At 70.6% G+C, this 12,355-nt stretch carries 11 protein-coding genes; 4 read left to right on the top strand and 7 right to left on the bottom strand.

Annotated elements, in window-relative coordinates:
- Positions 1-39: 39 nt before the first annotated feature.
- Both typA and DK427_RS22455 read left to right on the top strand, forming a co-directional pair.
- A complete protein-coding gene (gene typA, locus DK427_RS22460) occupies positions 40-1,863 on the top strand; it encodes a translational GTPase TypA (RefSeq protein WP_109953314.1) in 1,824 nt (607 codons plus the stop codon).
- 195 nt (positions 1,864-2,058) lie between these two features.
- Entirely contained in the window at positions 2,059-2,670 is a 612-nt protein-coding gene (locus tag DK427_RS22455) for a carboxymuconolactone decarboxylase family protein (RefSeq protein WP_109953313.1), read from the top strand.
- Positions 2,671-2,687: 17 nt separating this feature from the next.
- On the opposite strand, the gene DK427_RS22450 is transcribed toward DK427_RS22455, so the two are convergent.
- The 6 genes from DK427_RS22450 to msuE all read right to left on the bottom strand — a co-directional run bounded on the left by DK427_RS22450 (position 2,688) and on the right by msuE (position 8,148).
- Complete coding sequence (locus DK427_RS22450; RefSeq protein WP_109953312.1) at positions 2,688-3,665, bottom strand: sulfonate ABC transporter substrate-binding protein; 978 nt, start codon at positions 3,663-3,665, stop codon at positions 2,688-2,690.
- Positions 3,666-3,760: 95 nt separating this feature from the next.
- Positions 3,761-4,927, bottom strand: a complete 1,167-nt coding sequence (gene ssuD, locus DK427_RS22445) for an FMNH2-dependent alkanesulfonate monooxygenase (protein ID WP_109953311.1) — start codon at positions 4,925-4,927, stop codon at positions 3,761-3,763.
- Positions 4,928-4,944: 17 nt separating this feature from the next.
- On the bottom strand, positions 4,945-5,811 hold the full coding sequence (locus DK427_RS22440; RefSeq protein ID WP_109953310.1) for an ATP-binding cassette domain-containing protein: 867 nt from the start codon (positions 5,809-5,811) through the stop codon (positions 4,945-4,947).
- Positions 5,811-6,593, bottom strand: a complete 783-nt coding sequence (gene ssuC, locus DK427_RS22435; RefSeq protein ID WP_109953309.1) for an aliphatic sulfonate ABC transporter permease SsuC — start codon at positions 6,591-6,593, stop codon at positions 5,811-5,813. The genes DK427_RS22440 and ssuC overlap by 1 nt, the downstream gene beginning before the upstream one ends.
- Before the next feature lie 11 nt (positions 6,594-6,604).
- Positions 6,605-7,561 carry an aliphatic sulfonate ABC transporter substrate-binding protein gene (locus tag DK427_RS22430; protein ID WP_109953308.1) on the bottom strand — a complete coding sequence of 319 codons (957 nt, stop codon included), beginning with the start codon at positions 7,559-7,561 and terminating at the stop codon, positions 6,605-6,607.
- On the bottom strand, positions 7,558-8,148 hold the full coding sequence (gene msuE, locus DK427_RS22425) for an FMN reductase (RefSeq protein WP_109953307.1): 591 nt from the start codon (positions 8,146-8,148) through the stop codon (positions 7,558-7,560). The genes DK427_RS22430 and msuE overlap by 4 nt, the downstream gene beginning before the upstream one ends.
- A gap of 512 nt (positions 8,149-8,660) precedes the next feature.
- Here msuE and sfnG point away from each other — a divergent pair.
- The gene (sfnG, locus tag DK427_RS22420) at positions 8,661-9,767 is read left to right on the top strand and encodes a dimethylsulfone monooxygenase SfnG (RefSeq protein WP_204165214.1); all 1,107 of its coding nucleotides are present in this window, start codon (positions 8,661-8,663) and stop codon (positions 9,765-9,767) included.
- An 18-nt stretch (positions 9,768-9,785) separates the two neighbouring features.
- On the top strand, positions 9,786-11,051 hold the full coding sequence (locus DK427_RS22415; RefSeq protein ID WP_109953305.1) for an SfnB family sulfur acquisition oxidoreductase: 1,266 nt from the start codon (positions 9,786-9,788) through the stop codon (positions 11,049-11,051).
- Between the two features lie 61 nt (positions 11,052-11,112).
- Here DK427_RS22415 and DK427_RS22410 read toward each other — a convergent pair whose 3' ends face one another.
- Positions 11,113-12,300 (bottom strand): App1 family protein phosphatidate phosphatase, encoded by a 1,188-nt coding sequence (locus tag DK427_RS22410; protein ID WP_109953304.1) that lies wholly within the window; start codon positions 12,298-12,300, stop codon positions 11,113-11,115.
- Between the last annotated feature and the right edge of the window lie 55 nt (positions 12,301-12,355).

Here is a 12,355-nt window from a genome sequence, read left to right as displayed (position 1 = left end):
CCGGCCCCGTGGCGGGTTCTTCACGCTTCGGACATCCTTATGAAGCTGCGCAACATCGCCATCATCGCCCACGTCGACCACGGCAAGACCACGCTCGTCGACAAGCTGCTCCAGCAGTCCGGCACCTTCCGCGAGAACCAGCGGGTCGAGGAGCGAGCGATGGACTCGAACGACCTCGAGAAGGAGCGCGGCATCACCATCCTGGCCAAAGCGACCTCGGTCGTCTGGAAGGACACCCGCATCAACATCGTGGACACCCCCGGTCACGCCGATTTCGGCGGCGAGGTCGAGCGCATCCTCTCGATGGTCGACGGTGTGATCGTGCTGGTCGACGCCGCCGAGGGTCCGATGCCGCAGACCAAGTTCGTGGTCGGCAAGGCGCTCAAGATCGGCCTGCGCCCGATCGTGGCGATCAACAAGGTCGACCGTCCGGACGCGCGCATCAACGAGGTGGTCAACGAGGTCTTCGATCTGTTCGCCGCCCTCGATGCTACCGACGAGCAGCTCGACTTCCCGATCCTCTACGGCTCGGGCCGGTCCGGCTGGATGGCGACCGCGCCGGACGGCGACCAGAGCGAGGGCCTGAGCCCGCTCTTCGATCTCGTCCTCCAGCACGTGCCGCCGGCGCGTACCGAGGAGGGGCCGTTCCGGATGCTCGGCACACTGCTCGAGGCCAACCCCTTCCTCGGCCGCATCATCACGGGCCGCATCGCCGCTGGTACGGTCAAGCCCAACCAGTCGATCAAGGTGCTCGATCGCGAGGGCAAGGTCGTGGAGACCGGCCGCGTCTCGAAGATCCTGGCCTTCCGCGGCCTCGAGCGCGCCCCGATCGAGGTCGGCGAGGCGGGCGACATCGTCTCGATCGCGGGCCTCGTGAAGGGCACGGTGGCCGACACATTCTGCGACCCGCAGGTCGACACCCCGATCCAGGCCCAGCCGATCGACCCGCCGACCGTGACGATGTCGTTCATCGTCAACGACTCACCCCTCGCGGGCACCGAGGGCGACAAGGTCACGAGCCGCATGATCCGCGACCGCCTATTCAAGGAGGCCGAGGGCAACGTCACGCTCAAGATCGAGGAGGCGGCCGATAAGGATAGCTTCTACGTCTCGGGCCGCGGCGAGCTTCAGCTCTCGATTTTGATCGAGACCATGCGCCGCGAGGGCTTCGAGATCGCCGTCTCGCGTCCCCGCGTGGTCTACGAGAAGGACGAGTCGGGCCAGATCCTCGAGCCCGTCGAGGAAGTCGTGATCGACGTGGACGAGGAGCACTCGGGCGTCGTCGTGCAGAAGATGTCCGAGCGCAAGGCCGAGATGCTGGAGATGCGTCCCTCCGGCGGCGACCGCCTGCGCCTCGTCTTCCACGCCCCCACCCGCGGCCTGATCGGCTACCAGGGCGAGCTGCTGACCGACACCCGCGGCACCGCGATCATGAACCGGCTGTTCAAGGCCTACGAACCCTACAAGGGCGAGATGCCGGGCCGGCGCAACGGCGTGCTGATCTCGAACGACAAGGGCGAGGCCGTGGCCTACGCCATGTGGAACCTCGAGGACCGCGGTCCGATGATGATCGAGCCCGGCTGGAAGGTCTACCAGGGCATGATCGTCGGCGAGCACAACCGCGAGAACGACCTCGAGGTGAACGTGCTCAAGGGCAAGAAGCTCACCAACATCCGCACCACCTCGAAGGACGAGGCCGTGCGCCTGACGCCGCCGATCAAGATGACGCTGGAGCGCTCGCTGGCCTGGATCCAGGACGACGAGCTGGTCGAGGTCACGCCGAAGTCGATCCGCCTGCGCAAGGCCGTGCTCGACCCGAACGACCGCAAGCGCGCCGAGCGCGCGAAGGAAGCGCTGGCCTAGAGCCAACGTCCCGCCGCGACCTTCGAAGGCCCGGAGCGCCCGCCGCTCCGGGCCTTCCTCGTTTCTCCGCGAGGTGCAGGGCGTCGCGAATCGCGGCCGGTGTCAGGCCTTCCGGGCGCGACCCTCCCGACGAGCCTCGCATCCGGTCGCCGGCTCGGCGACAAGGAGGCGTCCCCTTCGGAGACCCGACCCACGATGCGCGCCCTCCTCGCCCTCGCCCTCATCGTCTCACCGCTCGCGGCTCGGGCCGCGGAGAGGCTGCCGACGATTCCGCCGAACCAGTACACGCCCGAGCAGAAGCAGGCCGCCGAAGCCTTCGAGGCGGCGCGCAAGACGCCCGTCTTCGGCCCCTTCGAGCCGCTGATGTACTCGCCCGAGGTGATGACGCTCGCCCGCTCGATGGGCGATTATCTGCGCTACAAGCCGAAGATCGGCACCACGCTGTCGGAACTCGTCATCCTGATCACGGCGCGGCGCTGGACGCAGGACTACGAGTGGTACGTCCACGCGCCGATCGCCAGGAAAGCCGGCATCGCCGATCCGGTGATCGCGGCGATCCGGGATGGGCGGCGCCCGGACGGCATGAGCGCCGACGAGACGCTGGTCTACGACTTCACCAGCGAGCTGCAGGAGAACAAGCGCGTCTCGGACGCAACCTTCGCCAGGGCGGAGCAGCGCTTCGGCAAGGCCGGCGTCGTCGATCTCGCGGCCATCAGCGGCTACTACACCTTCCTGGCGATGGAGCTGAACACGGCCCGCTATCCTCTCCCGAAGGACGGCACCCCGCTCCCTCGCCTGCCGGAATGACGGACCGCCCGCGTTCCTCAGCTCCCCGGCTTCCACACCGCGTCCGACACGGTGATCGGCTTCGGCAGGAGCTTCAACTTGTGGAACGTGTCGGCGACGCGCTGCTGGTCGGCGATGGCAGCAGCGTCGAGGGGGGCGACGCCGTAGGATTGCCGCCGCAGCGCCACCGCCAAGATCGGCGCCGGGATGCCGACGCTGGGCGCCAATTCGGCCGCTACGGCATCGGTGTTGTCCTTGGCCCAGGCGTCGATCTCGGCGACCGCCGCGATCAGCGCGTCGATCGCCTTGCGGTTCTGGTCGGCGAAGTCGCGGCGCGACAGGTAGAACTGCCGGTTCGGGGCCAGCCCCTCGCCGTTCGCCAGCGTGCGCGCACCCGTCGAGCGCTCGCCCGAGGCCTGGTAGGGGTCCCAGATCACCCAGGCATCGACGGCGCCGCGGGCGAAGGCGGCGGCACCGTCGGCCGGCGTCAGAAAGGCGGTCTTCACCTCCTCGTAGGGCACGCCCGCCTCTTCGAGGGCCCGCACCAGCAGGAAGTGCACGTTCGAGCCCTTGTTGAGGGCGACCGTGCGGCCGCGCAGGTCCGCGACCGTCTTGATCGGGGAATCCGGCTTCACCAGGATCGCCTCGCCCTTGGGTGCCGGCGGCTCGGCCGCGACGTAGACGAGGTTCGGGCTCGCGGCCTGGGCGAAGATCGGGGGCGCCTCGCCGGCCGAGCCGAAATCGACGGCGCCGGCATTGAGCGATTCGAGGAGCTGTGGTCCTGCCGGGAACTCGGCCCACTGCACCCTGTAGCCCAGCGGCGCGAGCTTCTTCTCCAGCAGCCCCTTGCCCTTGAGGAGCACGAGGGTGCCGTACTTCTGGTAACCCACGCGAAACACCTTGTCCTCGGCGCGGGCGGTGAGCGCCGTCAGCAGGATCAGGGCGAGGGCGGTGAAGAGCGTCCAGGTGTGGTGAAGGGGTGCGCGCGCGGCGAGGCGTGCGGCTCGGGCCTGCATGGGATAATCTCCTCGGGTCGGGAAATGGATCGAGTGAGGGGCGCGAGGCGCCGCGGTTCCACCCCGCTGGGGGGAGGGGGAGCGACGGGAGCGCCTCAGTGCGCGCTCACCCGGCGCAGCGGCACGATGTCGTTGGCCATGACCTCGCCGACCGGGCCGCGGTCGCGCGTCGCCGGCCCGGTGGTCGCCCGCAGGGGCAGCTTCGGAAAGACCAGCTCGGCGAAGCGGTAGGCCTCCTCCAGGTGCGGGTAGCCGGAGAGAATGAACCGGTCGATGCCGAGTTCGATGTATGCCTTCATGCGGTCGGCGACCTGATCGGCCGAGCCGACCAGAGCGGTCCCGGCGCCGCCCCGCACCAGCCCGACCCCGGCCCAGAGATTCGGCGAGACCACGAGCTTGTCGCGCGAGCCACCGTGGAGCGCCATCATGCGGTTCTGGCCGACCGAGTCCTGGCGCTTCAGGGTCTCCTGCGCGCGGGCGATCGTGGCGTCGTCGAGCCGCGAGATCAGGCGCTCGGCCGCCTCCCAGGCTTCCGATACCGTCTCGCGCACGATGACGTGGAGCCGAATGCCGTACGAGAAGGTCTTGCCCCGTCGCTCCGCGGCCGTGCGGGCTGCCGCGATCTTCTCCGCGACGGCCTCCGGCGGCTCGCCCCAGGTCAGGTAGACGTCGCAGTGCTCCGCCGCGACCTCGATGCCGGCCGGCGACGAGCCGCCGAAGTAGAGCGGCGGGTAGGGCGCCTGCACGGGCGGATAGATCAGCCGGCCGTTCTCGGCGCGCAGGTGGCGGCCCTCGAAGCTCACCGTGTCGCCGCGCATCAGGCCGCGCCAAATCGAGAGGAACTCGTCGGTGACGGCGTAGCGCTGGTCGTGATCGAGGAAGACGCCGTCGCCGCGCAACTCCACCGGGTCGCCGCCCGTGACCACGTTGATCAGCAGGCGTCCGTCCGAGATCCGATCGAGGGTGGAAGCCATGCGGGCAGCGGCGGAAGGCTCCATCAGGCCGGGCCGCACCGCCACGAGGTAGCGCAGGCGCTTCGTCAGGGGCACCAGCGCCGAGGCGACGATCCAGGAATCCTCGCAGGAGCGGCCGGTCGGCAGGAGCACGCCGTAATAGCCGAGATCGTCCGCACCTTGAGCGATCTGCCGGAGGTAATCGAGCGTGACGTCGCGCGCGCCCTCCTCGGAGCCGAGATAGCGCCCGTCGCCGTGGGTCGGCAGGAACCAGAGGACGTCGGTGCGCCCATCGGTCGATTGGGTCATGGGGATACTCCAGTCACTCAGGCGGCCGGGCTCTCGCCCAGCAGGTGTTCGAGGATGCGGCCTTCGAGCGCCGCGAGATCCGGGTCGCCGCGGCGCCGCGGCCGGGGCACGTCGACCCGCACGTCGAGGGCGACGCGGCCGGCATCGACCACGAGGATGCGGTCGGCGAGCGCCACCGCCTCCGCGACGTCGTGGGTGACGAGGAGCGCGGTGAAGCCCTGCTGCTGCCAGATCCGCTCGATCAGACCCTGCATGCCGATGCGGGTGAGCGCGTCGAGCGCACCCAGCGGCTCGTCGAGCGCGAGCAGGCCCGGCCCGCTGACCAGGGCGCGGGCCAGCGCCACGCGCTGGCGCTGACCGCCGGAGAGGGTGGCCGGCCACTGCCCGGCCTTGTCGGCGAGCCCGACCTCGGCGAGGGCGGCGAGCGCCCGCTCCCGCCGCTCCTTGCGCGAGCCGAGCCCGGTGAGCCCGACCGCTACGTTGTCGACGACGCGCGCCCAGGGCAGCAGGCGCGGATCCTGGAACATGATGCGCTTCGGGGGCGCGTTGCGGCGGGTGGCGCCCGCAGGGTCCGCCAGATCGATGCGCCCGCCGCTGGGCGTCTCCAGCCCCAGGATGAGCCGCAGCAGGGTGCTCTTGCCGCAGCCCGAGCGGCCGACCACCGCCGTGAACTGGCCGGCGGGAATGTGCAGGTCGAGATCCTCGATGACGGTGTGGCCATCGAAGGCCTTGCGCAGGTCGCGCACCGTCACGGCGATGCCGCGGCCGGACGGCGCCGGCCGGTTCGCCGTGACGCGGGGCGCCTCGCTGGCGGATGCGGCGTCGCGTGTGGACCCGCGGCGAGGGGACGCGAACGCGTCGGGTCGGGAAACGTCGAGCAGCATCAGGCGGTCCTGTAGGCGGGGTTCCAGGCGAGGGTGGCGCGCTCCAGCTGGCGGGTCAGGGCGTCGGCGAGCTTGCCGAGCAGCGCGTAGATCAGGATCGCCAGCACCACGACGTCGACCAGCATGAACTCGCGCGCCTGCATGGCCATGTAGCCGAGGCCGGAGGAGGCGGAGATCGTCTCGGCGACGATCAGCGTCAGCCACATGATGCCGAGTCCGTAGCGCAGACCGACGAAGATCGACGGCAGGGCACCGGGCAGCACGACGCGCCGGAATAATTCTGCCCGCGACATGCCGTAGACACGGCCCATCTCGATGAGGCCGGGATCGACCGAGCGGATGCCGTGGAGCGTGTTGGCGTAGATCGGGAAGAACACCCCGAGCGCCACGAGGAAGAGCTTGGCCTCCTCCCCGATGCCGAACCAGAGGATCACCAGCGGGATCAGCGAGAGATGGGGCACGTTGCGCACCATCTGCACGCTGGTGTCGGTGAGCCGCTCGGAGAGGCGCGACAGCCCGTTGGCGAGGCCGAGCGCGAAGCCGATGCCACCGCCGATGGCGAAACCGGCGAGCGCGCGGAGCGCGCTCACGCCGAGATTGGTCCAGAGCTCGCCGGTGCTCGCCGCCGCGAGGCCGGCTCGGGCGACGTCGAGGGGGGCGGGCATGAAGCGGTTGGAGACGAGGCCGGCCGAGACCGCGGCCTGCCAGCCGGTCAGCGCCAGCGCCGGCAGCAGCCAGGGCGCGGCGCGGCGGCCGAGATCGCTCAGAAGGGTGGAGGTCATGATGGGTCGGATCAGCCGTTGCGGGTCGGAGGCGTCCAGACCGCGTCGGCGACGCGGATGGGTTTGGGGATGAGCCGGATCGCGTGGAAGCGGTCGGCGATGCGCTGCTGCTCGGCGACCACGCCGGGGTTCATCGGGCCGATGCGGTAATCGGCGCGTTCGACGGCGCGGCGGGTGGCGGCGAGCGGCACGCCGGTGCCCTTCGAGAGGATCGCCGCCACCTCGCCACGATTGGCCTCGGCCCAGCGAGCGACCCCGTCGAGGGCCGCGATCGTCTCGGCCACGACCGGGCCGGCGCGCTCGGCGAATCCGCGATTGGCCAGGAAGAAGGTGTTGGGCCGGGCGACGTCGGTCGCGTAGGTCAGCACCCGCACCCCGTCGCCCGCCTCAGCGATGGCGAAGTAGGGGTCCCAGATCGTCCAGGCATCGACGCTGCCCCGGGCGAAGGCCGCCGCGGCGTCGGCGGGCGCAAGCGTCACCGGCTCGATGTCGGTGTAGGCGAGCCCCGCCTTCTCCAGGGCCGCGACCGTGAAGTTGTGGGCGCTCGACGCCTTGGCGAAGGCGACGCGCTTCCCCTTGAGGTCACCGAGCGTCCGGATCGCCGAGCCCTTCGGCAGCAGGATGCCGGCGCCCGAGCCGGCGGCCTCTTGCGCTGCGGCGTAGACGAGGTTTCCGCCGGCCGCCTGGGCGAAGATCGGCGGCGCGTCGCCCGTCTGGCCGAAATCGATCCCGTCGAGGCTCAGCGCCTCGAGGAGCGGGGGTCCGAACGAGAACTCGACCCACTTGACCGTGTGGCCGAGCGGCTTCAGCCGCTCCTCCAACACGCCCTGCTGCCGGGCGATGACCAGGATGCCGTTCTTCTGGTAGCCGATGCGCAGGACGCCGGGCTCGCCCGCCCGGGCGGGGCGGGCGACGGCCGGGAGCGCGGCGGCCAGCACACCCGCGAGGAGCGTGCGGCGCGCGATCATCGGGCCACCGCCGCGACGCGGGCCTGGGGCTCGATCCGCACGCCCGGCAGGGTGCCGCGGGTGGCGAGCGCCGCGAGCTCGGCGCCGGCCTGGGCGGCGCGCGCCCGCACGGCCTCGTCGGTGAGTTGGTAGTCGGTGAAGTCGGGGTCCGAGCCGTAGACGGTGGTCGGGATCTGCAGGGCGTTGAAGAAGCCGAAGAGCGGGCGGAAGGCGTGCTCGACCACCAGGGCGTGGCGGGCGCCGCCGCCGGTGGCCACGAGCGCCACCGGCTTGTTGGCGAGCGCGGTCGGCGGGATTAGGTCGAACAGGTGCTTGAACAGGCCCGTGAAGCTACCCTTGTAGACGGGCGAGCCGACCACGAGGACGTCGGCCTCCTCGATCGCCTCGATCACCCGGCGGGCGGGCAGCGACAGGGCGTCCCGGCTCCAGGCCGCGCCGAGCCCGGTGCCGGCATCGACCAGATCGTAGTGGCGCACGTCGAGGGGCACGCGCGCGGCGGCCTCCTCGGCGACGGCCTCGACCAGCACGCGGGTCTTGGAGGGGCGCTGCAGGTTGGCGCTGAAGCCGACGAGTCTCGGTCGTGTCATGCGTCTTATCCGTCCGGTGGCTGGCCGCGAGAGGGCGGCGCACCGCCCTGTTCCGATATTTCAAAGGCTGAGGGACGGAGGGTCTTCGGTCAATGAAACGTTCTTATAAATGAACACGGCAGCAGAGATGATCGTGTTCCGACCGTCGCCAGGGGGAGAAAATTACCGTTCCTTCCCGAAATTGCACTGCGTTACCGGCGATTTTCGGAACCAGTACGATGCGCAGCGTTCGATTTACGGAACGACTCGCGGCGCCGGCCACAGTTGCACACGATACTGGTCGCCACGGGTCGCCTGGGCCCGGATCCGGGCAACCGGGGACGAACGTGTCGCTCGGCGCCGGCCACAGGGGAACGATGTCTTAGGATCGGCTGAAAGAAAGCACAAACCTGCCTTTGACGCGCAGCATCGAGACCTGAATACTTCGTCTCGCACAATCGAGACAGCAATGACGGCTTCTTGCCCCTGCGAGGGGCGGGGACCGTCGGAGATGCGACCGGAGGAGAATCGCCATGGCCGTCAGCACGCGCGGGTCCGAGCCGATCCGTTTCGCCTACTGGGTCCCGAACGTCTCGGGCGGCCTGGTGATCAGCAAGATTCCCCAGCGAACGAGCTGGGACGCGGACTACAACCGGCGCCTCGCCCAGATCGCCGAGGCGGCGGGCTTCGACTACGCGCTGACGCAGATCCGCTTCACGGCGGGCTACGGCGCCGAGTACCAGCACGAATCGGTCGCCTTCAGCCACGCGCTGCTCGCCGCGACGAGCCGGCTCAAGGTCATCGCCGCGCTGCTGCCCGGCCCCTGGAACCCGACGCTGGCCGCCAAGCAGGTGGCGACGATCGCCGAGCTGACGGGCGGGCGCATCGCCGTCAACATCGTGTCGGGCTGGTTCTCGGGCGAGTTCCGGGCGATCGGCGAGCCCTGGCTCGACCACGACGAGCGCTACCGCCGCTCCGAGGAGTTCATCCGGAGCCTGAAGGGGATCTGGACGCAGGACAATTTCAGCTTCCGCGGCGACTTCTACCGCTACGCGGACTACACGCTGAAGCCGAAGCCGAGCGCGGGCCTGCCCGAGATCTTCCAGGGCGGCTCGTCCCGCGCGGCGCGCGACATGGCCGCCCGGGTCTCGGACTGGTACTTCACCAACGGCAACACGCCGGAGAACATCCGGGCGCAGGTGGAGGACGTGCAGGCCAAGGCCCGCGAGAACGGGCACGCGGTCAGGATCGGCGTGAACGCCTTCGTGATCGCGCGCGACACGGAAGCGGAGGCCCGCGCCGTCCTGCAGGAGATCATCGACCACGCCGACCCGGAGGCGGTGAAGGCCTTCGGCCACGAGGTGAAGAATGCCGGCAAGGCGAGCCCCGAGGGCGAGGGCAACTGGGCGAAATCGAGCTTCGAGGATCTCGTCCAGTACAACGACGGCTTCAAGACGAACCTCATCGGCACGCCGGACCAGATCGCCGAGCGCATCGTGGCGCTGAAGGATGTCGGCGTCGATCTCGCCCTGCTCGGCTTCCTGCACTTCCAGGAAGACGTCCAGTATTTCGGCGCGCACGTGATCCCGCGGGTGCGGGCGCTCGAGGCCGCCCGCGAGCGGCGCGCCGAGGCGGCCTGACAGGATCGGAGGCAGCCCATGAACATCGCCGTCAATGCCGGAACTCTGGCCGGCACGCTCGCCGAGACCCCGCGGCCGGTGCCGGGCCGTCCGCGCCCGGCCGAGCCCGCCCACGTCATCCGCGACGACGCGGAGGCGATCCGGGTCGCCGAAAACCTCGCCGACGCCTTCCGGGCCGGCGCCTCCGAGCGCGACCGCACCGGCGCGCGCCCGGCCGAGGAGCTCGACGCCTTCTCGCAGAGCGGGCTCTGGTCGATCAACGTGCCGCGGGCCCATGGCGGGCCGGGCGTGTCCTACGCGACGCTGGCGCGGGTGGTTGCCATCGTCTCGGCGGCCGACCCGTCGATCGGCCAGATCGCCCAGAACCATCTCGGCATCGTGGCAGCGATCGACACGGTCTCCGACCCCGAGCAGAAGGCGCTGCTTTTCGGCGAGGTTCTGCGCGGCAGCCGCTTCGGCAACGCCTTCTCGGAGCGCGGCACCAAGCGGGCCGCCGATTTCGAGACGCGCTTCACCGACGCGGGCGACCACGTCGTGGTGCGGGGGCAGAAATTCTACTGCACGGGCGCGCTGCTCGCCCATCTCGTGCCGATCGTCGCGACCGACCCGGAGGGCCGCGCCTGGTACGCCATCGCCGAGCGGGACGCACCCGGCCTCTCGGTCATCGACGATTGGTCGGCCTTCGGGCAGCGCGGAACCGCGAGCGGTACGGTGCTGATCGAGGACGTGCGCGTGCCGAAGACCCATCTGGTTCCGGCCTGGAAGGGCTACGAGCGGCCCACCGCCGACGGGGCGATCTTCCAGATCATCCAGGCGGCGGTCGATGCGGGCATCGCCCGGGCGGCCCTCGACGACACGATCGACTTCGTGCGGACGAAGGCACGGCCCTGGATCGACAGCGGGCAGGAGCGGGCCTCGGACGATCCCTACACGGTCCAGGCGGTGGGCGAGCTGACCATACGCCTCCACGCCGCAGAGGCCCTGCTGGAGCGGGCGGGGCGCGCCATCGACGCGGCGGTGGCGACGCCCGAGGCTGAGAGCGTCGCGGCGGCCCAGCTCGCCACCGCGGAAGCGAAGGTGCTCACCACCGAGGTGGCGCTCGCGGCTTCCAACAAGCTGTTCGAGCTTGCCGGCACCCGCTCGACGCTGGCCGAGCACAACCTCGACCGACACTGGCGCAACGCCCGCACCCACACCCTGCACGACCCGGTGCGCTGGAAATACGCCATCGTCGGCAACCACGCGCTGAACGGCGTGAACCCGCCCTTCCACGCCTGGAGCTGACGAGCGGGGCTCCGCCCCACATCCCACTGACGGGCCTGAGGCCCTTCGGAATCGCCGAACTTCAGAGACGCCGTCCGCCTTCCGGCTCGATCACCACCGTGGGCGGGACCTCCGTCGGGCGCAGGACGCCCGGCAGCGGGCCGGTCGCGGGCTCGGGCGGTGCGGCCTCGCGCTCGGCCCGCACCGTCGCCACCGCGTCGTGCGCGATCAGGCCGAGGCCGGCCGCGTGTTCGGCCATCGCCACGCTGTCGGGCGCCAGCACGAAGCTCGCTCCGGCCGCCGTCACGCCCGCCGCGATGCGCTCGATCTCGGCGATGCGCGCGGCATCCGCCGAGACGTTGCGGATGTAGACGGCCCGCACCCGGCCCGGATGCGCGGCCACCACCTCGGCGTACACCTCCGGGTCGTGCTGGCCGCTGTCGCCGATCAGCACGAAGGGCAGGTCGCGGTAGAGCGCCAGCATGTTGCCGATCAGGATGCGCTTGTGGTCCTCGGCCCGGCGCGGCAGCGGGTGGGTCCAGGACAGGCCCCATTCCCGCAGGAAGAGCACCGGCCCGGCGGGGATCGCGTGGCGGGCGAAGAACTCGCTCAGCACGTCGTAGAGACCCCAGGGAGCCCGCGAGACGTAGAGCATCGGGTTCTGCTCGCCGTCCGCGCCGTCGTGCAGGGCCCGGTAGAGCGTGGCGACGCCCGGGAAGGCGGTGCGGCTCTCCGCATCCTCCACGAACAGGCGCCAGAGCATCACCAGCTTGTTGGCCACGCCCGTGTGCATCACCGTGTCGTCGATGTCGCTGACCACCGCGAAGCGCGCGTGGGCCGGCGGCACGTAGACCTCCGCCCGCGCCTCGACCGGGGGCTCGGCGTCGAGCGTCAGGCCGACCGCGCGCCAGGGGTCCGCGCAATCCGGCATCGCACGGGGCTTCAGGTGGATGCGGAAATAGCCGTCCCGGTCGGTCGCGACGCGCTGCTCGGTGCCTCCGAACCGGGCGGTGACGGCCGCCCCACGGACCGCGCGCCGGGCGATCCGGCGGCCGACGTCGCGCCAGAGGTCGCGCAGCGAATCGCGGTCGGCGTCGGGGGCGGGCCGGGATTGCCGGAAGACGCGGCCGATCAGGAAGATCTCGTCGCAGGAGCCGTAGCCGCGATAGGGCTCCAGCACGATCCCGCCCCGGCCCTGCGCCCGCCGCACCGGGCGCGACAGCAGCCGCAGCGTGCCCCGGGTAACCTTGTAGAGCCTCGACCGCACCATCCCGCTCTCCTCGACGGAATCATATGATCCGAGAGGCCGGAAAGTTCGCGCGCGG

It is taken from the genome of Methylobacterium radiodurans (assembly GCF_003173735.1).
Classification (GTDB): domain Bacteria; phylum Pseudomonadota; class Alphaproteobacteria; order Rhizobiales; family Beijerinckiaceae; genus Methylobacterium; species Methylobacterium radiodurans.
This window is presented reverse-complemented; position numbering and strand designations above follow the sequence as displayed.

Bases quoted from the DNA above. Each gene is read 5' to 3' on its own strand.
- ssuC (WP_109953309.1), bottom strand. From the start codon at position 6,593: ATGACCTCCACCCTTCTGAGCGATCTCGGCCGCCGCGCCGCGCCCTGG.
- DK427_RS22410 (WP_109953304.1), bottom strand. From the start codon at position 12,300: ATGGTGCGGTCGAGGCTCTACAAGGTTACCCGGGGCACGCTGCGGCTG.
- DK427_RS22455 (WP_109953313.1), top strand. From the start codon at position 2,059: ATGCGCGCCCTCCTCGCCCTCGCCCTCATCGTCTCACCGCTCGCGGCT.
- typA (WP_109953314.1), top strand. From the start codon at position 40: ATGAAGCTGCGCAACATCGCCATCATCGCCCACGTCGACCACGGCAAG.
- DK427_RS22450 (WP_109953312.1), bottom strand. From the start codon at position 3,665: ATGCAGGCCCGAGCCGCACGCCTCGCCGCGCGCGCACCCCTTCACCAC.
- sfnG (WP_204165214.1), top strand. From the start codon at position 8,661: ATGGCCGTCAGCACGCGCGGGTCCGAGCCGATCCGTTTCGCCTACTGG.
- DK427_RS22430 (WP_109953308.1), bottom strand. From the start codon at position 7,561: ATGATCGCGCGCCGCACGCTCCTCGCGGGTGTGCTGGCCGCCGCGCTC.
- DK427_RS22415 (WP_109953305.1), top strand. From the start codon at position 9,786: ATGAACATCGCCGTCAATGCCGGAACTCTGGCCGGCACGCTCGCCGAG.
- msuE (WP_109953307.1), bottom strand. From the start codon at position 8,148: ATGACACGACCGAGACTCGTCGGCTTCAGCGCCAACCTGCAGCGCCCC.
- ssuD (WP_109953311.1), bottom strand. From the start codon at position 4,927: ATGACCCAATCGACCGATGGGCGCACCGACGTCCTCTGGTTCCTGCCG.
- DK427_RS22440 (WP_109953310.1), bottom strand. From the start codon at position 5,811: ATGCTGCTCGACGTTTCCCGACCCGACGCGTTCGCGTCCCCTCGCCGC.